Genomic DNA, 21,030 nt, shown 5'->3' with positions numbered 1-21,030 from the left:
CCCAGGGATTTCCCGCGCGCCGAACCCTAAACCTCGATGGTTGTCAAGTCATCCAGGCCGGCGACGGTCAGCAGCGGGCCGAGCAGCGGGGACGCGATCAGGCGCAGGTGCTCGACGTGCGGGAACAGCGCGGCCAGGCCGGCGCTGTCGATGTACTCCACCAGGCGCAGGTCCACGACCAACGCGCCGGCCTCCGGGAACGACGCCAGGGCCTCGGCGAACGACGCCGCGTTGCTCATGTCGATCTCGCCCACCACCACCAGGGCGGGCGTGCCGTCCGCGCGGTGGCCGGTGCGGAAGCTCAGCGCTGTGCTCATCGGGGAATCCTTGCCTGCAGGTCGACGATGGTGCCGGCGGCGCCGGTGGTGACGGTGACCTCGGTCATCAGCGCCCTCATCAGCATGAGGCCCCGGCCCCGGTGCGGGTTGTCACCCGGCCGTGGTGTCTTCCACCGGCCGCCGTCGGCGATGGTCAGCCGCACGTCGTCGGCGGTCGCGGTGGCGCGCATCCGGATCCGGCCGAGCGGCAGGTGGCGGTGGCCGTGCTCGATCGCGTTCGCGCACGCCTCGCCCGCCGCGACCAGCACGTTCTGCGCGGTGACCGGTTCGATGCCGCAGCGGGCCAGCCAGCCGCGCAGCGCCGCGCGGACCGGGGCGAGCCGGGTCGGCTCGGCCAGGAACTCCAGCTCCAGCGGGCCGGGGTGGCGGTAGAGCAGCAGCGCCACGTCGTCGTCGAAGCCGCCGTCCGGGGCCATGCCCTCCATCACCTCGGTGGCGAGCTCCTCCAGCCCGGCGGCCCGGCCCTGCCGGACGGCCGCGGCGACCCGGTCGATGCCGGTGGTCAGCGGCCGGCGGCGGCGCTCGACCAGCCCGTCGGTGTAGAGCAGCAACGTGGCCCGGGGCGGCACGGTGTAGCGCGCCTCCGGGCGGACGGCGGCCGAGCGGACCCCGAGCGGCCGCGACCGGCCCCGGTCGAGCAGGATCGTCTCGCCGTCCGGGGCGGCGACCACGGCCGGCGGGTGGCCCGCGCTCGCGTACGCGAGATCGCCGGTCGCCGGATCGAGCACGCCGCAGAACACCGTCGCGCACATCGCGCCCGGCAACTGGGCGGCGAACCGGTCGAGCGCGGTCAGCGTCTGCGCCGGATCGGTGTTCTGCAGCAGCAGCGCGCGGCAGGCGCTGCGCAGCTGGCCCATCACGGTGGCCGCCTGCAGGCCGTGGCCGACGCAGTCGCCGACCACGATGCCGATCCGGCCGTCCGGCAGCGGGACCGTGTCGTACCAGTCGCCGCCGACCTTCAGCGGCCGGGTCGCGGGCGCGTAGCGGACCGCGAAACCGGCCGGGAGCTGCGCCGGGCCCAGGATCGCGCGCTGCAGGGCGAGCGCGGTCTCGCGCTGCTCGTCCATCTGGTGCAAGCGCCGCAGGCCCTGGCCCAGGTAGCCGGCCAGCAGCGCGAGCAGCGTCCGGTCCTGCTCGGTGAACGGCCGGGTCCGGGCCAGCTGGATCCAGATCGCGAGGGTGCCGTCCGGGTGCTCGAGGGCGACGCCCGAGCCGGCCGGGGTGAGCGGGGGCGTGTCGCGCAGCCCGGTCAGGGTGGCCCGGACCGGATCGGGCAGCGTGTCCCAGCGCTGCTCGGCGCCGGTGGCGGTCACCACCGGGGTCTCGGCCGCGCCGAACACGGCCGCGTACACCCGCTTCGCCTGCCACAGCTCGGCCAGGGCCGCGCAGGCGCCCTCGAGCGCGGCCGGCAGGGTCTCCGCCTGGTTGAGGCGCATGCCCAGGGTGGCCAGGGCGTTGTCGCGCTGCACGACGTAGTGCTCGGCGGTGACGTCGCGGAAGGTGCCGACGGTGACCTTGCGGCCGGTGTCCGGGTCGTCGACCCGGGTGAACGACGCGGCCGTCCACAGCGTGTGCCCGTCGCGGTGGGTCACCGGGATTGTGTACGAGCCGTGCGACTGCTCCATCAGCAGGGCGAACGCCTCGGCCACCAGCGCGTGGCCGTCCGGATCGGCGTCCGGGTCCGGCCACCACGGGTGCGTCGGCGCGTACGGCAGCCCCTCCGGGCCGTAGCCGAGGATCGACGTGAAGGTGGAGTTGATCTCGACGACCGCGCCGTCCTCGTCGCAGACGAAGAACGCCTCCTGCAGCGAGTCGACCAGCGCGGCCCGCCAGCGCGCGTGGTGGTTGCGCAGGCGGGCCAGCTCCACGTTGGCGCGCACCCGGGCCAGCAGCTCCGCCGACGAGAACGGCTTGACCAGATAGTCGTCGGCGCCGGCGTCGAACCCCTCGATGGACGCCTCCGGACCGGCCCGCGCGGACAGCAGCAGCACCGGGGTGCTGGCCGTCCGCGGATCGTCGCGCAGCGCCGCCACCAGCTGCAGGCCGTCCAGCTCGGGCATCATCACGTCGCTGACGATCAGGTCGGGGCGGCTCGCGCGGGCCTGCTCCAGCGCCGCCTTGCCGTCGGCGGCGGTCCGCACCTCGTGGCCGGTCGAGCGCAGCAGCCGGGTGAGGTAGTCGCGCATGTCCGCGTTGTCGTCGGCGACCAGCACCTTCGCCGGTTTCTCGACGGCCGGCGCGGGCACGTCGGCCGGCTCCTCGCCGCCGGTCCAGCGCAACGCCTCCTGGACGAACGGCTCGGCGGTCGAGGACACCGTGGCCGTTTCGGCGGCGGGCTCGAGCGCGTCCGCCGGGAGGTGCGCGGTCCCGAACCTCAGCCGGATCTCGAAGCTGGTGCCCTCGCCGGCCGTGCTGCGGGCGGCGATGCTGCCGTCGTGCAGCTCGACCAGCTCCTTGACCAGCGCGAGCCCGATGCCACTGCCCTCGTTCGAGCGCGCCCGCGCGTTCTCGATCCGGTGGAAGCGCTCGAAGAGCCGGGGCATCTCGCCGGCGGCGATCCCGATCCCCGTGTCGGTCACGGTCACCACGGCGACATCAGGTTCTTCGCGTACGGCGACCCGCACGCCCCCGGTGAACGTGAACTTCAAGGCGTTGCTCAGCAGGTTGAGCACCACCTTCTCCCACATGCCGCGGTCGAGGTGCACCGGCCGGCTGAGCGGCGGGCAGTCCACGGCGAGGCTCAGCCCGGCCCGCTCGAGCGCCGAGCGGAACACGCTGGCCAGCTCGGCGGTCGTGGCCGCCAGATCGACCGGCTCGTAGCGGGCCCGCATCCGGCCGGCCTCCAGGCGGGAGAAGTCGAGCAGCGCGTTGACCAGCTTGCCGAGCCGCAGCCCGTTGCGGTGGATGACGTCCAGCTCGGCGCGCATCCGCTCGTCGGGCAGCTCCCACCGGGTCCGCAGCTCCTCGAGCGGACCCATGATCAGCGTGAGCGGGGTGCGGAACTCGTGGCTGATGTTGGAGAAGAACGTGGTCTTCGCGCGGTCCAGCTCGGCCAGCTCCTCGGCCCGCCGCTGCTGGGCCTCGTAGGCGCGGGCGCTGCCGATGCCGGCCGCGACGTGGCCCGCGGCCAGCTCGACGAAGCCGCGGTAGCCGTCGTCGAGGACGCGGTAGCGGTTGAGGGCGGCGACCATGAAGCCGTACGGGTTGCCGCCCTGCTGCAGCAGCGGCACGATCAGCGCCCGGGTGGGCGGCTCGCTCCAGTCACCGGTCGGCAGGTCCGGGCCGTCCAGCTCGACCAGGACCGACTCGCCCCGGGCCGCGGCCTCGACCGGCCACTCCTGCGGCGAGCCGGTGATCCCGGTGCACGACGCCAGGCGTACCGGAAGATCCTGGTCCGGAAAGAGATAGGTCATGGTGAACGGCAGGTCGCGGAGGTTCTTGGCGAGCTGGGCCCCGGCGAAGGCGAGCATCTGCTGCTCGGTGCGGATCGCGCTGGGATCGGAGCCGAGGTCGCGCAGCGTCGCCATCCGCCGCTCGCCGATCACCCGCTCGGTGTCCTCGCTGACCACGCAGAGGAAGCCGACCACCGACCCGTCGTCGTCGCGCAGCGGGCTGTAGGAGAACGTGTGGTACGTCTCCTCGCTGTAGCCGGACCGCTCGAGGAACAGCAGCAACGCCTCGTCCCAGGTCGCGTCGCCGGTGGCGAGCACGCGCTCGATGCGCGGGCCGATGTCGTCCCAGATCTCGGCCCAGACCTGGCTCGCCGGCCGGCCGAGCGCCCACGGGTACTTACGGCCCAGGGTGTCCCGGCGGTACGCGGCGTTGCAGAAGAACGTCAGCTGCGGGCCCCACGCCATCCACATCGAGAAGCGGGACGACAACAGGATGCTGACCGCGGTGCGCAGGCTCTGCGGCCACTCGCCCGGCGGTCCGAGGGGAGTCTGATCCCAGGCCACCGCGGCGAGGTCCCGCCCCACGTCCCCGCCGTCGGCGAACACATCGGCACTCATTGTTTCGCGTCCACTCCCCGCCCATCGATCGCGTCGCCAGCCTAGAGCCACCTCCCTTTACCCGCTCGGCGTCACAGTTCGCACGGTCGCCCGGTCCTTTTTGTGCAGGAGAAACCACTCCCTGGGAGGACTCATGGCCGTCATCACCAAGACCCACGCGCTCAACGTCGTGCGCCGCGCGCTCGGCCCCGAGCACGCCGACGCCGTCGCCGCGCGACTGCCGGAGCGGATCGACCTCGACGACCCCGCGCACACCAACCTGCTCTACCAGCTGGGGCTGACCCCGGACCGGCTGTTCAGCGCGCTGGGCGGGGAGTTCTGAGCGGCCAGATGCGCCAGGGCGGCGGGAATGCCGCCGCCGGCCAGTAGCCGGCGCTGGCGGTCCGCGCCGGTGCCGTCCCGGCGGATCCGGGCCAGCTCGGCGTCCACCACCCCGCGGTCGCCGAGCCGGCCCAGCGCCGGCCCGATGTGCGCCAGCAACTCGTCGACGGCCCGCCAGGCGGGGCGGGCGCGGCCCGAGATCGGGTCCAGCAGGGTGCCCGCCATGCCGGTGTGCGCGGCGTTCCAGTGCGCGGCGCGCAGCAGCTCGTCCGGGACCACCGGGGCGGCCGGCGCGTCGCGGGCCGTCTCGACCAGCGCGCGCACCAGGGCCGCGATCAGCACGGTGTCCCCGACCGCCGGGCAGACATCGGCGACGCGCACCTCGACCGTGGGGAAGGTGGCCGAGGGCCGGGCGTACCAGAGGACCATGCTCTCGTCGAGCATCGTCCCGGAGGCGACGAGCGCCGCGACGGTGCGGTCGTAGTCGGCCGGGGAGCGGTGGTGCGGCGCCGGGCCCAGGCTCGGCCAGCGCAGCAGCTGCACCGACCGCCAGCTGGCGAAGCCGGTGTCCACGCCCTCGCACAGCGGCGAGTTGGCGGCCAGCGCCTGCACCACCGGCAGCCACGGGCGCAGGTGGTTGCACACCTCGATCGCCTCGGCGCGGCTCGGCACGCCGACGTGGACATGGCAGCCGCACAGGGCCGGGTCGTGCGCGATCGGGCCGTAATGCCGGGCGATCGCGTGGAACCGGGGATCGCCGGCGGGCGCGCGGTCCGGCTCGGCGACCGGGGTGGCGCCGACCGGCACCAGCCGGGCGCCGGCGCGGGCGGCGGCGGTGGCGGCCGCGCGGCGCACGGCGACCAGGTGATCGCGCAGCTCGTCCAGGCTCTTGCAGACCGGCGTCACCATCTCGACCATGCTGCGCCGGAACTCCAGGCGGCTCTGCTCGCGCAGCTCGTCCGGGAGGGCGGCCAGCACCTCGCCGGACACCGGGGCGTTCATCCCGGTGCCCGGGTCGAGCAGCAGGTACTCCTCCTCGACGCCCAGCGTGCTCATCGGGTCCGCGTGCTCATCGGGTCCGGGTGGCGGTGAGCACCACCACGGCGATGCGCTCGGCGTGCCGGTACGCCTCGTCCTCAAGCTCCTCGCCGTACACGTCCGGGTCGACCTCGCGGTAGGTCCAGCGCAGGCCGGTGCCGGCCAGCCGCCGCTCGGCCGCCTCCCGCAGCGGGTCGCGGCCGGCCACGATGCCGGTGCCGCTGAACAGCACCAGCGACCCGCCCACGGCCAGCCGCTTCTCGGCGGTGTCGAGCACGGCGAGGGACAGGCCGTTGCCGTCCGGGCCGCCGCCGTCCCGGTACGTCCGCCCGGCCGGATCGATCATGAACGGCGGATTGGAGATGATCAGATCGAAGTCGCCGTCCACGTCGGCGAGCAGGTCGCTGCGGACCGGGCGGACCCGATCCAGCCCGGCCAGGGCGGTGTTGACCCGCGCGTACGCCAGCGCGGTGTCGTTGATGTCGACTGCGACGACCTCGGCCTCCGGCGCTCGCTTGGCCACCGCGATCGCCCCGGCGCCGGTGCCGCAGCCGATGTCGGCCGCCCGGCGGACCGGGCTGGTCCGGGCCTCGACGTGCGCGGCGGCGGCGTCGGCCATCCGGTAGGTGTCCGGGCCGAAGAACACCGCGTTCTCGTCGGCCGTGGGAAAGGCGGAGTGCACGAACAGCTCGTCGTCGTACGTCGAGAACCGCACCGCGCTGCGCAGGGCGTCGCCGTCCCGCTCGAGCGCGCCGGCCGCCTCCAGCAGGGTCAGCAGGCGGCCGGGCAGCAGTCCGGGCCGGAACCGGCGGCTCCAGCCGAAGACGTCCCGCAGGTCCCGGGCCCAGACATTCTCCGGGCGCCGGTTGACCCGCGCGTGCGTGGCCGGCGTGACCGTGGTGAACCGGTAACCCTGTTCCTTGAGCGCCTCGCCGAGCTCCCGTAGCGGATCCATCACGACCTCCGCAACGACGTGGCGCCGGACTCCCAGGCGGCCAGCACCCCGGCGGCCCAGCGGGCGTCCAGGGCGAGCGCGCAGCGGGCGCCGAACAGCACGTCGCCGGCCAGCTCCGGCTCGGCGGCGGCGAACGAGCCGCACATGTCGTGCGCGGCGATCTGCTCGTGCACGGCATCGGCCTCCACGTGCTCGTCGTAGAACGCCGTGGCGTCCGGGTCGCCGCCGAGCCGGCGCAGGCCGTTCGCGTACGCCCGGTTGGGGATCGACGAGGTCATCTCGTAGGCGGCTAAGTGGCCGAGCATGGCGGCCCGGTTGCGGCGGTGCAGGGCGAACAGCCCCATCAGGTTGTTGGTGGCCAGGGTCGCGGCTCCGACGTCGCCGACATACGACCCGTACGCGAGGTTCAGGCCGAACCAGGACATCGTCCGCTTGAACATCTCCTGGTGCATCCGGGGCGCGCTGCCCCCGCCGTACTCGTCGATCTGGATCTCCACCAGCGCCGCCTTCGCCGTCCCGCCCAGCCGGGGAATCACGAAGGTGTGCGGGTCGGCCTCGCGCAGCTGGTAGATCGACCGGTGCACGACGAACTCGCGGAATTGCTCGCGGGTCGCCCGGCCGCGCAGGTAGCCGGAGAGCGACGGCCCGTCGTCCGACTCCGCCACCAGCTCCTTGAGCCGGGCCGGCACCTCGGCGGGATCGACCCGCTCGGGCGGGCCGCAGAGGGCGTGCAGCTCGGCCTCGAAACGGTCCTCCAGCCCGGTCCGCAGCCGGATCAGCTCGGGATCCCACTCCCAGCGCTCGTCGACGCCGTCCCAGCCGCGGTAGGCCAGCTCGTAGCAGACGAACAGGGCCAGGTGCAGGTCCTCGTCGCCGTCCGGCGCCGGGTCGCGCGGCAGCGTCGTGGCGCGGCCGCTGAGCGCCTCGACGAGGGCGGCCGAGACCGGGCCGCGGGGAGCGGGAAGCTTCATGGCCGCCAGTGATTCCCCCTGGTCGGCGCGCCAAACAAGCGTTTCGGCAGCCCCCGGGCTGGGGAAATCGCTCGGCATGACGTCGATGATCATTCCGTACGAGGACGGGCCGCTCGTCGTGCGCGGCGACTTCGAGCTGCGCACGCCCGACGGCGCCCGGATCGATCCGGGCCGCGGCACGGTCGCGCTGTGCCGGTGCGGAAAGTCCGCGATCAAGCCGTTCTGCGATGGAACGCACCGGCTGGTGGGCTTCCGGGCGGGTACCGGGCGGGACACGCCGGCGCCCAGGGTTGAATCCTCGCCCGGCCGGGAATCCTCGGCGGCATGAGACGGGCGATCTTCCTCGTTCCGCTGTTCCTGCTGGCCGGCTGCGGTTCGGTCGACGGGCGGGAGCGGGCCGCCACGGACACCGCGGTGCGGATGCTCGACGCGGTCGCCGCCGGCGACGGCGCGGCCGCCTGCGCGATGCTCGCCCCGGACACGGCGTCCTCGGTCTCCGACTCGGACTGCGCGGCGGCGATCCTCGGCGAGCACCTGCCGGCGCCCGGCCGGGTCGTCGGCGCCGACGTGTACGGGCAGTGGGCGCAAGTCCGCCTCACCGGCGACACCGTGTTCCTGGCCGTGTTCCCCGGCGGCTGGCGCGTCGTGGCGGCCGGCTGCGCTCCGCAGGGGCAGAAGCCCTACGACTGCGTTGTCGAGGGGGACTGAGCAGTGCGATTCCAGTTCACTTTGTTGCTGCTGGTGCTCGCCGCCGGCCTGGTGTATTTCACGGCGCTGGGGGTGTTGCACCGGTGAGGCGCCGGATCCGCGAGAACTCGCTCGGCCTCACCTTCGGGCTGATGTTCCTCGGCGTGCTGGTCGCGCAGGCGTTCGCCGGCCACGCCGACTTCAACCAGCAGCAGCTCACCAGCGGCCTCGAGCCGATCTCGCTCGCGCGCTACGTCTCGTCGGCCAGCTTCGGCGTCGACGTGCTGGAGAACTGGCAGTCCGAGTACCTCCAGTTCTTCCTGTACATCTATCTGACCGTGTGGCTGCTGCAGCGAGGCTCGCCCGAGTCCAAGGAGCTCGACAAGGCCGGCCGCGAATCCGAGCGCGAACAGAAGATCGGCGCCTTCGCCGACGCCGGCTCGCCCGCGTGGGCCCGGGTGCGGGGCGTACGGCTGTTCCTGTTCTCCAATTCCCTCGGCCTGGTGATGGGTCTGATCTTCGTGCTCTCCTGGCTCGGCCAGTCGATCACCGGCATGGTCGCCTACAACGAGCGGCAGCTTGCCGACCTGCAGGAACCGGTGTCCTGGGGCGGCTACGTGACGAACCCCGACTTCTGGAACCGGACGCTGCAGAACTGGCAGTCCGAGCTGCTCGCCGTCGCGTCGATGGCGATCCTCGCCATCTACCTGCGCCAGCGCGGCTCCTCCCAGTCCAAGCCGGTGGGCAGCGCGCACGCCGCCACCGGCATCGAGGGCTGAGATTCTCCCGTCGCCGCTGTCACAGATCGGGCGGTTGCCCGGTCATGACGAGCAACGGAAGGGAGACGCGCGATGACCGACATCCGCAAGCTGTCCACGCTGCTCGACAACCCGGAGGGCCGCGAGCTGGTTCTCGGGCTGGGCAACGCGGAGAGGATCCGGGCCGTGGTGCTCGACCTCGCCGTCACCACGACGTCCGAGCAGTACCGCAGCTGGCTCCACGACGACGAGCGCAACCACCCGATGACCGTCGAGCAGGTGCGGCTGACGATCGGCGACGACACTCTCGACAGCCTCGCGGTGGTGGCCGGCGGCAGCGCCGACGCGGTCGCCTGGCAGCTCTCCGAGGTCCTGCCCGACCTGGTGGACGCGCTCACCCCGGGCGGCCGGGTGGTCGACGCCGAGCTGCTGCGGCGCGAGATCGCCGAGGCGACCCTGGAGGACGACCGCGAGGCCGGCCTGTTCGCCAACTGACGACCGCTCGCCCGCTCGTGTCGTCCACCATCCGCCCGCCGTGCCGTGCCCGCCGTGCCGTGCCCGCCGTGCCGTGCCCGCCGTGCCGTGCCCGCCGTGCCCGCCGTGCCGCCCGAGCGGCCGCCGGACCAGGGGTTTGCCGAGGCTTTGCTCTGCTCACTCAGAGGAAGCGCCGCTTACTCAGCGGAAGCAGAGCAAAGTCTGTCCGCGCCCCTTCGAGGGCTGCCGTGGTGCTGTGCAATTACGGGGTGAGTCGATCTTCATCCGTCAGTGCCGGCTGAGGACGTGTCAGGCATGGCTACGCAGGCCCCGGTCGCGGCACGCCCCAGCCGCGCGAGACGGCTGTGACGACGCTGAGAGGCCGATCTCCCGGGGCGGGTTGGGCGGTCGTGCCCGGGCGCGAGAGGATCGGCGTGTGGGCGGTGACGGGGACGTGCGCGGGCGGCTGCGGGTGACGCTGCTCGGCGCCTTCGCGGTGTGCCGCGGGGACACCGCCGTACCGGTCCCGGGGGCGCGGGTGCGCGGGCTGCTGGTCCGGCTGGCGCTGGCCGGTGGCGCGGCGGTCGATCCGGGGACGCTGGTGGACGCGTTGTGGCCCGGGGAGCGCCCGGGTGAGCCGGCCAACGCCCTGCAGTCCCTGGTGTCGCGGCTGCGCAAGATGCTGGGCGCGGCGGACGCGGTGGCGCAGACCGGCGGCGGGTACCGGCTCGACGTGGCGCCGGGGGACGTGGACGCGCTGCGGTTCGAGCGGCTGGCCGCCGACGGGCGGGAGCGGCTGCGCGGCGGCGACCCGGCGGGGGCGGCCGAGCTGCTGGGCGAGGCGGTGGCGTGCTGGGTGGGGCAGGCGGGCGGCGAGCCGGCAGTCATCGCGGCGGTGGCGCCGGGCGGCGAGCCGGCGGTCATCGCGGCGGTGGCGCCGGGCGTGGCCACCCGGTTGGCGCGACTGAGCGCCGAGGCGCGCGCCGATCTGGCGGAGGCCGAGCTGGCGCTGGGCCGGCCGACGGCGGCGGGAAGCCGGCTGACCGCGCTGCTCGCCGAGAATCCGATCGACGAGCGGGCGGCGGCGCTGCTGATGGACGCGCTGGCCGCGCAGGGCCGGCAGGCCGAGGCGCTCGCGCTGTACGAGCGGGTGCGCGCGGATCTGGCCGACCGGCTGGGCGCCGATCCGGGCGGCGTGCTGCGCGACCGGCACCTGCGGTTGCTCCGGGCGCCGGCGGACCCACCGCGGCCGGAGAGGGCCGCGGCGAGCAACCTGCCGGCGCCGCTGACCAGCTTCATCGGGCGCGACGATGATCTCGCCCGGATCGACGCCTCGCTGGCCGCCGGCCGGTTGGTCACCGTGGTCGGGCCGGGCGGGGCGGGCAAGACGCGGCTGGCGCTGGAGGCGGCCCGCCGGCGGCGGCACGAGTACCGCGACGGTGCCTGGCTGATCGACCTGTCCTCGGTGACCGAGCCGGCCAAGGTGGGCGCCGCGCTGACGGCCGCGATCGGGCTGCGCGGCGCCGCGCTGTTCGAGGCGTCCGGCCGGCTCAAGCACGACGGCGACGAGATCGACGTGCTCGCCGACGAGCTGGGCGGGCGGGAGAGCCTGCTGCTGGTCGACAACTGCGAGCACCTGATCGACGCGGTCGCGCACCTGATCGCGGCCCTGCTGCCGCGCTGCTCGCGGCTGCGGGTGCTGGCCACCAGCCGGGAGCCACTGGCGGTGGACGGGGAGGCGCTGGTGCCGCTCGGCCCACTGACGCTGCCCGAGCCGGACGACCCGGTCGAGCAGGCGCGGCGGACGGCGTCGGTGCGGCTGTTCGCCGAGCGGGCGGCGGCCGTGCGGCCGGGCTTCGACGTCGACGCCGGCACGCTCGGCGACATCGTCCGGATCGTCCGCGGCCTCGACGGCATGCCGCTCGCGCTGGAGCTGGCCGCGGCCCGGCTGCGCACGTTGTCGCTGGCCGGGCTCGCCGACGGGCTGTCCGACCGGTTCCGGCTGCTCACCACCGGCAGCCGCACCGCCTATCCGCGGCATCGCACGCTGCGCGCGGTCATCGCGTGGAGCTGGGAGCTGCTCGGCGACGACGAGCGGACGCTGGCCGAGCGGATCTCGGTGCTGCCCGGCGGGGTCACCGAGGCCTCGGCCGCGGCGCTGTGCCCGGAGCTGCCCGCGGCCGACATCCCCGACCTGCTCGCCGCCCTGGTCGACAAGTCGTTGCTGCAGCTGGCGCCGGAAGCCGGCCGCTACCGGATGCTGGAGACCATCCGGGAGTACGGGATCACCCGGCTGGCCGACGCCGGCGCCACCAAGGACCGCGCGGCCCGCTACTTCGCCGCGCTGGTGGCCCGCTACGACCCGCAGCTGCGCGGCCGGGGGCAGCTGACCGCGTTGCGGGCGATGCGCGCCGACTACGACAACGCGCTGGCCGCGCTGCGGCACCTGTGCGACTCCGGGGACGCCGACGGCGCGGTCGCGCTGGCGCTGGGCCTGGGCTGGTTCTGGCAGATGTTCGGCCGGCACGCCGACGCCGCGTACTGGCTGGAGGAGGCCTTGGCGGTGCCGGGCGGCACGCCGTCGCTGGATCGGGACTGCGCCGCGGCGGTGCTGCTGCTCAACCAGATCGGCAGCCGGGGCGCGGCGATGGACGAGGAGGGCCGCAAGCACAAGGACGAGCTGCGGGCGCTGGCGGGCCGGCTGACGTCCCATCCCGAGCTGCCGGGCATCGCCGGGGCGCTGACCGCGGTGACGCTCGCGTTCCTGGAGCAGGCGGAGGCGTCGCAGGCGATCATCGCGCGCATCGTCGAGGGGCCGGACCGGTGGCTGGCCGGGCTCGCGCACGCGTTCCGGGCTCAGTTCGCCGAGAACAACGGCGCCATCGATCAGGTACGGGTGGACGTGGCCGCCGCGCTCGGGGCGTTCGCCGAGACGGGCGACCGCTGGGGGCTGGCCACCGTGCTGCCGATGCGGGCCCAGTTGCGCCAGTACGACGGCGACCTGGACGGCGCGCTGGCCGACCTGCGCGAGGCCCGGGCGCTGGCCGGCGAGTTCGGCTCGCTCAGCATCAGCGACGAGATCTTCATCGACCTGCGCTGGATCGATCTCAGCATGCGCCGCGGCGACGTGGACCATGCCATCGAGATGATCGGCAGCGCTCGGGAGCGGGCGCTGCGGTCGGCGTCGCCCGAGATGGTCATCCTGGTGGACGCGCTCGAGGCCGGCCTGTGGGCGCGGATCGGCGACCTGGACCGGGCGACCGAGCTGGTCGAGGCGGCCGAGGCGGGGATGGCGCACGGGCTGACGTTCGCCGGCGACCACGGCCGGGCGCTGGTCGGCAGCGTCCGCGCCATCCTCTGCCTCAAGCTCGGCGATCCGGACGGGGCCGAGAAGGCGCTGGCGCCGGCCTACGCGGCGGCGCTGGAGAGCAAGGACATGCCGATCATCTCGCTGATCGCGGTGGCCGCGGCCGGCCTGGCCGACCTGCGCGGACGGCATCGGGACGCCGCCCGGTTGCTGGGCGCGGCGTCCCGGTTGCGCGGCGCCCACGACACCACCGAGACCATGGTGCGCGAGCTGACCGAGCGCGGGCGGCGGGTGCTCGGCGCGGACGGTTTCGCCGACGCGTACGAGACGGGCTGGCAGCTGGACGGAAAGACGGCCCAGACCCAGATCGACCCGGCCCGGCTGCGTCCTGCGGCGCTGCCGGCGCCGGGCGATCCGGGCTAGCCTTACGCCCGGCGGGCGTAGGCGCGCAGGGCCAGCGGGACGAAGACCACCAGCAGGGCGGCCATCCAGACCAGGGTCCAGACCAGGTGGCTCGCGACCGGGCCGCCGATCAGCAGCCCGCGGATCGTGCCGACCAGCGGCGTGATCGGGTTGACGTGCACGAAGCCCTGCAGGAAGCCGGGCAGCGTGTCGGTCGCGACGAACACGTTGCTGCCGAACGACAGCGGGAAGACCAGCAGGAACATCACGCCCTGCACGGCGCCCGAGGTGCGCACCAGCATGCCCACCCACACCGAGATCCAGCAGAAGCACAGGCCGAACGCGATCGACAGGCCGACCGCGGCGACGGCCGGCAGGAATCCGGTCTCGATCCGGAAGCCCATCACGTACCCGAAGCCCAGCATCACCAGGCAGACGGTCAGGTAGCGGACGATGTCGGCGGCGACCGCGCCGACCAGCGGCGCCGACCGGGCCACCGGCAGCGAGCGGAACCGGTCGAAGACGCCCTTCTCGATGTCGGCGTTGAGGTTCTGGCCGAGCGCGATGCCGCCCATGGCGAGCGACTGGGCCAGCATGCCGGGCAGCAGGAACTGCAGGTAGCCGGCCCGGTCGCCGCCGGAGATGGCCCCGCCGAGCAGGTAGGTGAACAGCAGCAGGAAGATCACCGGCTGCAGCGTCACGTCGATCAGGGCCTCCGGCGTACGGATGGTCTTGATCAAACTTCGGCGGGCGAGCGCGACACTGTGCCGGGCCAGTGCGGCGAGGGCGCCGCCGCGCGGCTTGTCGATGTCGCCGGTGATGTTGCGCACGGGTACGTCGAGCGTGGTCATACGAGCTCAGCCTCCTTGGCGTCGGCGGTGTCGGCGGTCAGGGCGTGGAACACCTCGTCGAGGCTGGGCAGGTGCAGGCCGACGTCGACCAGCTCGACGCCGGCCCGGCGCAGCGCCGGCAGGGCGTGGTCGAGGGCGGTGTCGCCGGCGACCGGCACGCTGACCGCGCCGGGGCGGGCGCCGGCCGCGGTGTCGGCGGCGGCGGTGGTGCCGGGGGCGGCGACCGCGTCGAGCACGGCCATCGCGTCGGGCACCCGGGCCGGGTCGGCCGGGCGGACCCGCAGGGTGAGCCCGCCCACCCGGCGCTTGAGCCCCTCCGGGGTGTCGTGCGCGATCACCCGGCCATGGTTGATCACCACGATCTCGTCGGCGAGGGCGTCCGCCTCCTCCAGGTACTGGGTGGTGAGCAACACGCTGGAGCCCTGGGTGATCTGGGTGCGCACCACGCCCCACATGTCCTCGCGCTTGGCCGGGTCCAGGCCGGTGGTCGGCTCGTCCAGGAAGATCACCTCGGGGTGGCCGACCAGGCTCGCGGCCAGGTCGAGGCGGCGCCGCATGCCACCCGAGTAGGTCTTGGCCGGCCGGCCGGCGGCCTCGGCCAGGTCGAACCACTCCAGCAGCTCGGCGGCCCGCTTCTTGGCCTCTTTGCTGGTCAGGTCGAGCAGCAGGCCGATCAGCACCAGGTTCTGGGTGCCGGTCAGGTCCTCGTCGACGCTCGCGTACTGCCCGGTCAGCCCGATCCGCCGGCGCACCCGCTGCGGCTGCTTGAGCACGTCGATGCCGGCCACCTCGGCGTGCCCGGCGTCCGGGCGCAGCAGCGTCGCGAGGACGCGCACCGCGGTGGTCTTGCCGGCGCCGTTGGGCCCGAGCACGCCCAGCACGGTGCCGCGTCGCATCGCCAGGTCCACCCCGTCCAGCGCCTGGGTCGTCCCGAATCGCTTGCGGAGCCCCTCCGCACGCACCACGAGATCGCTCATGATGTCTTTCCCCCCTCGGTCGAAGGCTTACGGGGGGGAACAGTGCCGTGCGGCGCTGACAGCGGGCGCACACGGCGCTGATACGGCGCTGACAGCGGGCTGGTGGGACCGGCCGGTCAGGCGACGGTCTTGAGCACGTCGGCGGTGGCCGGCATCCGTTCCACCAGTTGCTTCAGGGCGCCCTCGACCACGGCCGACGCCTCGGACTCCTCCTTGGCGGCGATGACGTTTTTGATCAGCTCAGGCGACTGGGCGATGGCCGCCGCCTCGGAGTTGGTGCCCTCCTTGACGGTCTTCACCGCGTCGGCGGCGGCCTGCAGCTTGATCTTTCCCTTGTCGCCGATCCCGATCTCCTCGGGCAACAGGCCGAAGATGCCGGCGTAGACCAGCCCGATCCCGGCGATGAAGATGGCCGCCAGGCCGACCGAGTTGATGTCCTTGTCCAGGAACATCCCCACGATGGTGGCGGCCACGCCGGCCGTGATGAGCAGCGCGCCCAGAAGGCCCATGAGTTTCTTACCCGACGCGGACATCCGACGCCTCCGGTCCGAGCGGAATGAGGCCTCCACAGTAGGCACTCACCGCAATCCCGGCGATCGGCTCGGCGACACATCACCACCGGATAGGCGACGGCCGGCACGTGGGCGAGACCACTCGGGTCCCGGGTGTTCCACGGCGCGACACGGGCACCGACCGGGGCAGACTGGTCGAAGTGACCAGCTGTCGCGGCTCGAAGGGGAAAGCATGACCACCGTCGCCGACCACATGATCGCCACCCTCAAGGCCTCCGGCGTGCGCCGCGTCTACGGGCTGCCCGGCGACTCGCTCAACGGGCTCACCGACGCGCTGCGCCGCGACGGCGACATCGCCTGGGTGCACGTGCGGCACGAGGAGGCGGCCGCGTTCGCCGCGGCCGGCGAGGCCGCCACCACCGGGGAGCTGGCCGTGTGTGCGGCCAGCTGCGGACCGGGCAACCTGCACCTGATCAACGGCCTCTTCGAGGCCCAGCGCAGCCGCGTGCCGGTGCTGGCGATCGCGGCGCACATTCCGCGCGCCGAGATCGGGACGTCGTACTTCCAGGAGACCCACCCGCAGGATCTGTTCCGCGAGTGCAGCGTCTACGCCGAGCTGGTCAGCGACGCCGAGCAGCTGCCGCGGCTGCTCGAGGTGGCCATGCGGGCGGCGATCGAGCGGCGCGGCGTCGCGGTGCTCGTGGTGCCGGGGGAGGTGTTCGCGACGACGGCGGCCAAGGCCAAGGTGACCGCGATCCGGCCCACCCGGTCGGTCACCGTGCCCGCCGACGGCGACCTGGCGCGCGCGGCCGACGTGCTGAACCGCGGCGAGCGGGTGACCATCCTGGCCGGCGCGGGCTGCCAGGGCGCGCACGACGAGCTGCTGAAGATCGCCGAGCGGCTCCAGGCCCCGGTCGTGCACGCGCTGCGCGGCAAGGAGTTCATCGAGTACGACAACCCGTACGACGTCGGCATGACCGGCCTGCTCGGCTTCCCGTCCGGATACCGGGCGATGGAACACTGCGACACGCTGCTGATGCTGGGCACCGACTTCCCGTACCGGCCGTTCTACCCGGAGAACGCCGCCGTGGTGCAGGTCGACATCCGGGGCGAGAACATCGGCCGCCGGCACCCGGCCGACGTGCCGCTGGTCGGCGGGGTCCGCGAGACGATCGGCGCGTTGTTGCCGCTGCTGCGCGAGGGCCGCGGCGATGACCACCTGAGCACGATGCAGAAACACTATCGGCGTACGCGGGCGAAGTTCGACGCCGTCGCCAAGCACGGCCGGGCCGACGGCCCGGTGCACCCGCAGGCGCTCGTCGCCGCGGTCGACCGGCTCGCCGCGCCGGACGCCGTCTTCCTGCCCGACGTCGGCACCCCCACCCTGTGGGCGGCCCGCTACCTGACGATGAACGGCCGGCGCCGGCTGATCGGCTCGTTCAACCACGGCACGATGGCCGACGCGCTGCCGCTGGCCATGGGCGTGCAGGCGGCGCACCCCGGCCGCCAGGTGGTCGCGCTCTCCGGCGACGGCGGCCTCGCGATGCTGCTCGGCGAGCTGATCACGCTGCGGCAGCAGAAGCTGCCGGTCAAGGTCGTGGTGTTCGACAACAGCTCGCTGGCCTTCGTCGAGCTGGAGATGAAGGCCGACGGATACGTCAACTACGGCACCGGGCTCGACAATCCGAACTTCGCCGAGGTGGCCCGCTCGATCGGCCTGCACGGCATCCGGGTCGAGGTCCCCGGCAAGCTCGACGAGGCGCTGGCCGAGGCGTTCGCCCACGACGGCCCGGTCGTCGTCGACGTCACCACCGTCCGGCACGAGCTGTCGATTCCACCGGGCCTGACGTTCGACCAGGTCAAGGGTTTCACGCTGTGGGGCACCCGCTCGGTGCTCGGCGGCGCGGGCGACCAGGTCCTGGAGGTCGCCCGGTCGAACATGCGGCTGCTGGCCGCCGAGTTCGCGTAGGCGCGCGCGAGGGCCGTCCCGGCGGCCCTCAACCGTGCCGGCGGGCGAGCCACTCCTCGCGGGTGATCGCGTACTCGACCTCGCCCTGCTCGGTGCCCGGCAGCGGATCGTCGAAATCCAGGTGGAAGGTGCGCACGTAGCGCAGCCCGGCCGAGGCCATCGTGGCCCGGGACGGCTCGTTCACCGCCATCGTCTCGGCGAAGATCCGGCGCAGGCCGAGGTCGTCGAAGCCGTGCCGGACCAGCTCGCGGGCGCCCTCGCCGCCCAGGCCCTGCCGCCAGTGCCGGCGCAGCAGCCGGTATCCCAGCTCGGCCTGGCCGTCGACCGGGCCCTGGTCGGCGCGCTCCGGGGGCTCGAGGATCCACCAGCCGACGAACGAGCCGCCGACCAGCCCGGCCCAGAAGCCGAGGCCGGGGACCCGATCGGCGGCGGCCAGCCGGAGCCGGTGCCGCCGCTCCACCTCGGCCCGCGACCGCGGCCGGCCCAGATAGCGCATGACCTCGGGATCGGCGTCGAGCTGGACCTCGCCCTCGAGGTGGTCGTCGGACAGCGGCACGAGCTCCATGCGGGCGGTCCGCAGCGTCGCCTGGTTCACGACCGCATCCTGCCTTTCCCCGGCACGCCGCCTCAACCGAATTCGGCGCACCGCCCGGGCCGGGCCCGGTGTTCAGCCGACGCCGACGGGCGGCTGCCGGTCGGCCTCGACGAGGCGGTTCCGGCCGGCGTCCTTGGCCCGGTAGAGGGCGGCGTCGGCGCGGGCGATCAGCTCGTCGGAGGTCTCCGTGCCGTTCCACGCGGCGACGCCGGCCGAGAAGGTCTGGCCCAGCGGGGTGGCGCGCAGCATCCGCTCGATGATGTCGCGGGCCTGGCCGGCGGCCGCGGCGGGCAGCATGAGGACGAACTCCTCGCCGCCGTACCGGGCCAGGTGGTCGACCGCGCGCAGCTGGTCCTGCCAGGCCGCGGCCGCCTCCTTGAGCAGCCGGTCACCGGCCGGGTGCCCGTACGCGTCGTTGAAGCTCTTGAAATGGTCGATGTCGATCATCGCCACCGTCAGCGGCTCGCCGCTGCGCCGGACCCGCTCGATCGTGCGCGGCAGCTCGGTGTTCCACGCACGCCGGTTGGGCAGGCCGGTCAGCTCGTCGGTGACCGCCAGCTCGCGCACCTTCTCGGTCTGCAGGTCCAGCTGGGTGATCAGCTGGGACATCCGGACGACGACCAGCAGGAACAGGACCGCGCAGCCGAGCGCGATGGCCAGCGCGTCGGTCACCTGGTGCCGGGTCGCCTGCAGGACCAGCAGCGCCGGGCCGATCAGCGATGCGACGGTCAGGGCCGCCAGCAGCGGCCGGCTGATCCGGGCGGGCCGGGGCTCGACGGCGCGGGACAGCGAGCGCACGTCGGAGTGGATGGCCGCGGCCGCGAACACCAGGTAACCGGCGAGGAACACGTCGGCCAGCAGCTTGTGCGCCATCGGGCCGGGCTCCCAGACCATCTGGTTGATGACCGCCCACATGCCGTCGCCGGCCAGGAAGAAGATCAGTGCCGCGCAGAGCAGCCGGAACGTGGTGTTGCGGGCGCTGCCGCTGAGGATCAGGCGCACCGTCATGGCCAGCAGCACGATGTCGCCCACCGGGTAGGCGACGCTGGCGATGTGGCCCAGCAGCCCGATCGACGGGTCGGAAGCGGCCGGCTTGACCATGAACACCCAGGCCAGCAGGCCCAGGCCGGTGGTCAGGGTGGTGGCGTCGACCAGGCTCGACCAGTCCCGGTGCGCGGTGCGGCGCCGGATGAGCAGGAACAGGGCCATCGCCACGGCGGGATACAGCGACAGGTACGCGATGTCGGCCCAGGACGGGAAGTCGGGCTCGCCGCGCAGCGTCATCAGGTACTCCACCAGGATGCCGCCGGCGTTGCCGGCCACGCCGAGCGCGACCAGCCACCAGGTGGCCGGCAGCTCGGGACGCCGGTGCCGGACGGCCGCGACGATCATCGCGGCGGCGTACCAGCCGCACGCGATCTGCCAGACGAGCTGCAGCGTGCTCCCATCGGGCACGGCGAGGAAACCGGTCACCGCGATCGCCGCGACGACCAGGTGAAAACGCATCAACCGACTGCCCATGGGTCGCCGCAACCTCCACGTCTGCAAACCGACTTCTCATGACACGCCTCGCCGGTTGCACGACCGGGGCGAACTCGGGAGCAGATCGGTTGCGTGCCGCTTCGGCTATCGCGGCGTCCCGCCGTCCGGCACGGGGTTGGCGGCGTCGTGGTCGTAGATCCACGCGACGACGTCGTAGGACCAGTCGGTGGCGCCCGCGGCCATGGCCTCGTCGCGGGCCTGCTGCTCGGGGCCGTCCGGCAGGTGGAAGCGGGTCTTGTTGGCCGAGCTCAGCGCCTGCATGCGGCTCGCGCGCGGCAGCCGCAGCCGCTCGTACTCCCGCAGCGCGGCCGGTGGCTCGGCGCCGCCGGCCAGGCACGTGGCGAGGGTGGCGCCGTCCTCGATCGCCTGGGCCGCGCCCTGGGCCATGAACGGCAGCATCGCGTGGCAGGCGTCGCCGAGCAGCGTCACCCGGCCGCGCGACCAGTGCGCGAGCGGCGGCCGGTCGAAGAGCGCCCAGACGAAGGTCTCGTCGACGGCGCTCAGCATCCCCTGCACCTGCGGGTGCCACCCCGCGAAGGCCGTCAGCGCGTCGGCCACCTCGCCGCGGTCGGTCCACGACTCGCGGGCCCACGAATCCTGCTCGACGATGGCGACGAAGTTCATCAGCCGTTTGCCGCTGACGTAGTAGTTGACGAAGTGCCGCCCGGGACCCATGAAGACCTGGGCGGTCACCTCGATGTCCAGGTGACACAGGCGCTCGGCGGGGACGAGGCCGCGGTAGGCGATGCATCCGGTGAACCGCGGCCGCTCGGGCCCGAACAGCGCCTCCCGCACGTCGGAGTGGATGCCGTCCGCGCCGACGAGCACGTCCACCTCCGCGTCGTCCCGGCCGGCGAAACGAAGGCGTACGCGATCGCGGTTTTCTTGAAAGCCGGTCAGCCGGTGACCCAGGTGGATCCGCTCGGCCGGCACCGCCGCGGCGAGGACGGCGAGCAGGTCGGCGCGGTGCGCCTGATAGTGCGGGAAGCCGAACCGATCCTCGAGGGGCTCGCCGAGCGGCGTGCGCAGCAGCGTGCGCCCGTCGTCCCAGCGCCGCTGGTGCAGCGCGAGCGGCCGCACGCCGACGCGGGCCAGCTCGCCGGCCAGGCCGAGGTGGTGCAGGATCCGCGACGCGTTGGGACTGACCTGTACGCCGGCGCCGACCTCGCCGAGAGCGGCCGACCGCTCGTACACCTGAACGTCGCAACCCACCGCGAGCAGCGACAACGCCGCGCTCAGCCCGCCGATCCCGGCACCGATGACGCCTACCCTCAGCCCCCGCATGCCCCCAGCATCGACCCGGGCCGATGTCGCGGACAAGGA

Annotated in this window: 18 protein-coding genes; 7 read left to right on the top strand and 11 right to left on the bottom strand. The window is 73.6% G+C overall.

The window, feature by feature from the left end; translation table 11 throughout:
* Window positions 1-26: 26 nt before the first annotated feature.
* Together ACFQS1_RS02615 and ACFQS1_RS02610 are read right to left on the bottom strand one after the other, a co-directional pair.
* Window positions 27-317, bottom strand: coding sequence for an STAS domain-containing protein (locus ACFQS1_RS02615; protein WP_378964289.1), 291 nt, complete (start codon window positions 315-317; stop codon window positions 27-29).
* Window positions 314-4,348 (bottom strand): SpoIIE family protein phosphatase, encoded by a 4,035-nt coding sequence (locus tag ACFQS1_RS02610; protein WP_378964288.1) that lies wholly within the window; start codon window positions 4,346-4,348, stop codon window positions 314-316. The genes ACFQS1_RS02615 and ACFQS1_RS02610 overlap by 4 nt, the downstream gene beginning before the upstream one ends.
* Window positions 4,349-4,481: 133 nt before the next feature.
* Between ACFQS1_RS02610 and ACFQS1_RS02605 the strand changes: the two genes are divergently transcribed.
* The gene (locus ACFQS1_RS02605; protein ID WP_378964287.1) at window positions 4,482-4,670 is read left to right on the top strand and encodes a hypothetical protein; all 189 of its coding nucleotides are present in this window, start codon (window positions 4,482-4,484) and stop codon (window positions 4,668-4,670) included.
* On the opposite strand, the gene ACFQS1_RS02600 is transcribed toward ACFQS1_RS02605, so the two are convergent.
* Genes ACFQS1_RS02600 through ACFQS1_RS02590 form a run of 3 tightly spaced genes read right to left on the bottom strand, consistent with a single transcriptional unit; the run spans window position 4,613 to window position 7,633 of the window.
* On the bottom strand, window positions 4,613-5,725 hold the full coding sequence (locus ACFQS1_RS02600) for a carboxylate-amine ligase (RefSeq protein ID WP_378964286.1): 1,113 nt from the start codon (window positions 5,723-5,725) through the stop codon (window positions 4,613-4,615). The two genes, ACFQS1_RS02605 and ACFQS1_RS02600, sit on opposite strands and share 58 nt — an antisense overlap.
* A gap of 13 nt (window positions 5,726-5,738) precedes the next feature.
* Window positions 5,739-6,662 carry a methyltransferase gene (locus ACFQS1_RS02595; RefSeq protein ID WP_378964284.1) on the bottom strand — a complete coding sequence of 308 codons (924 nt, stop codon included), beginning with the start codon at window positions 6,660-6,662 and terminating at the stop codon, window positions 5,739-5,741.
* Window positions 6,662-7,633, bottom strand: coding sequence for an iron-containing redox enzyme family protein (locus ACFQS1_RS02590; protein ID WP_378964283.1), 972 nt, complete (start codon window positions 7,631-7,633; stop codon window positions 6,662-6,664). Before ACFQS1_RS02590 ends, ACFQS1_RS02595 begins: the two co-directional genes overlap by 1 nt.
* On the opposite strand from ACFQS1_RS02590, the gene ACFQS1_RS02585 reads away from it, so the two are divergent.
* From ACFQS1_RS02585 to ACFQS1_RS02565, 5 genes are all read left to right on the top strand, one after another.
* A complete protein-coding gene (locus ACFQS1_RS02585; protein WP_378964282.1) occupies window positions 7,632-7,961 on the top strand; it encodes a CDGSH iron-sulfur domain-containing protein in 330 nt (109 codons plus the stop codon). The two genes, ACFQS1_RS02590 and ACFQS1_RS02585, sit on opposite strands and share 2 nt — an antisense overlap.
* Window positions 7,958-8,341 (top strand): hypothetical protein, encoded by a 384-nt coding sequence (locus tag ACFQS1_RS02580; RefSeq protein ID WP_378964281.1) that lies wholly within the window; start codon window positions 7,958-7,960, stop codon window positions 8,339-8,341. The genes ACFQS1_RS02585 and ACFQS1_RS02580 overlap by 4 nt, the downstream gene beginning before the upstream one ends.
* Window positions 8,342-8,424: 83 nt before the next feature.
* The gene (locus ACFQS1_RS02575) at window positions 8,425-9,099 is read left to right on the top strand and encodes a DUF6766 family protein (protein ID WP_378964279.1); all 675 of its coding nucleotides are present in this window, start codon (window positions 8,425-8,427) and stop codon (window positions 9,097-9,099) included.
* Window positions 9,100-9,171: 72 nt separating this feature from the next.
* Window positions 9,172-9,573, top strand: a complete 402-nt coding sequence (locus ACFQS1_RS02570) for a YidB family protein (protein ID WP_378964278.1) — start codon at window positions 9,172-9,174, stop codon at window positions 9,571-9,573.
* 415 nt (window positions 9,574-9,988) lie between these two features.
* A complete protein-coding gene (locus tag ACFQS1_RS02565; RefSeq protein WP_378964276.1) occupies window positions 9,989-13,282 on the top strand; it encodes a BTAD domain-containing putative transcriptional regulator in 3,294 nt (1,097 codons plus the stop codon).
* A 2-nt stretch (window positions 13,283-13,284) separates the two neighbouring features.
* On the opposite strand, the gene ACFQS1_RS02560 is transcribed toward ACFQS1_RS02565, so the two are convergent.
* The 3 genes from ACFQS1_RS02560 to ACFQS1_RS02550 all read right to left on the bottom strand — a co-directional run bounded on the left by ACFQS1_RS02560 (window position 13,285) and on the right by ACFQS1_RS02550 (window position 15,622).
* On the bottom strand, window positions 13,285-14,112 hold the full coding sequence (locus ACFQS1_RS02560; protein WP_378964275.1) for an ABC transporter permease: 828 nt from the start codon (window positions 14,110-14,112) through the stop codon (window positions 13,285-13,287).
* Window positions 14,109-15,089 carry an ATP-binding cassette domain-containing protein gene (locus ACFQS1_RS02555; protein WP_378964274.1) on the bottom strand — a complete coding sequence of 327 codons (981 nt, stop codon included), beginning with the start codon at window positions 15,087-15,089 and terminating at the stop codon, window positions 14,109-14,111. Before ACFQS1_RS02555 ends, ACFQS1_RS02560 begins: the two co-directional genes overlap by 4 nt.
* A 116-nt stretch (window positions 15,090-15,205) precedes the next feature.
* Window positions 15,206-15,622: a hypothetical protein gene (locus ACFQS1_RS02550; RefSeq protein ID WP_378964272.1), complete on the bottom strand. Its 417-nt coding sequence runs from the start codon at window positions 15,620-15,622 to the stop codon at window positions 15,206-15,208.
* A gap of 211 nt (window positions 15,623-15,833) precedes the next feature.
* Here ACFQS1_RS02550 and poxB point away from each other — a divergent pair, with 211 nt between their 5' ends.
* Entirely contained in the window at window positions 15,834-17,570 is a 1,737-nt protein-coding gene (gene poxB / locus ACFQS1_RS02545) for a ubiquinone-dependent pyruvate dehydrogenase (protein ID WP_378964271.1), read from the top strand.
* A 28-nt stretch (window positions 17,571-17,598) separates the two neighbouring features.
* Here poxB and ACFQS1_RS02540 read toward each other — a convergent pair whose 3' ends face one another.
* From ACFQS1_RS02540 to ACFQS1_RS02530, 3 genes are all read right to left on the bottom strand, one after another.
* Complete coding sequence (locus ACFQS1_RS02540) at window positions 17,599-18,165, bottom strand: GNAT family N-acetyltransferase (RefSeq protein WP_378964270.1); 567 nt, start codon at window positions 18,163-18,165, stop codon at window positions 17,599-17,601.
* Window positions 18,166-18,237: 72 nt separating this feature from the next.
* Window positions 18,238-19,671, bottom strand: a complete 1,434-nt coding sequence (locus ACFQS1_RS02535; protein ID WP_378964269.1) for a GGDEF domain-containing protein — start codon at window positions 19,669-19,671, stop codon at window positions 18,238-18,240.
* Between the two features lie 120 nt (window positions 19,672-19,791).
* Entirely contained in the window at window positions 19,792-20,991 is a 1,200-nt protein-coding gene (locus tag ACFQS1_RS02530; RefSeq protein ID WP_378964268.1) for an FAD-dependent monooxygenase, read from the bottom strand.
* Window positions 20,992-21,030 lie beyond the last annotated feature (39 nt).

The organism is Paractinoplanes rhizophilus, assembly GCF_042664765.1.
Classification (GTDB): Bacteria; Actinomycetota; Actinomycetes; order Mycobacteriales; family Micromonosporaceae; genus Actinoplanes; species Actinoplanes rhizophilus.
Note: the sequence above shows the minus strand (reverse complement) of the source record. Positions and strands in the feature narration are given on the sequence as shown.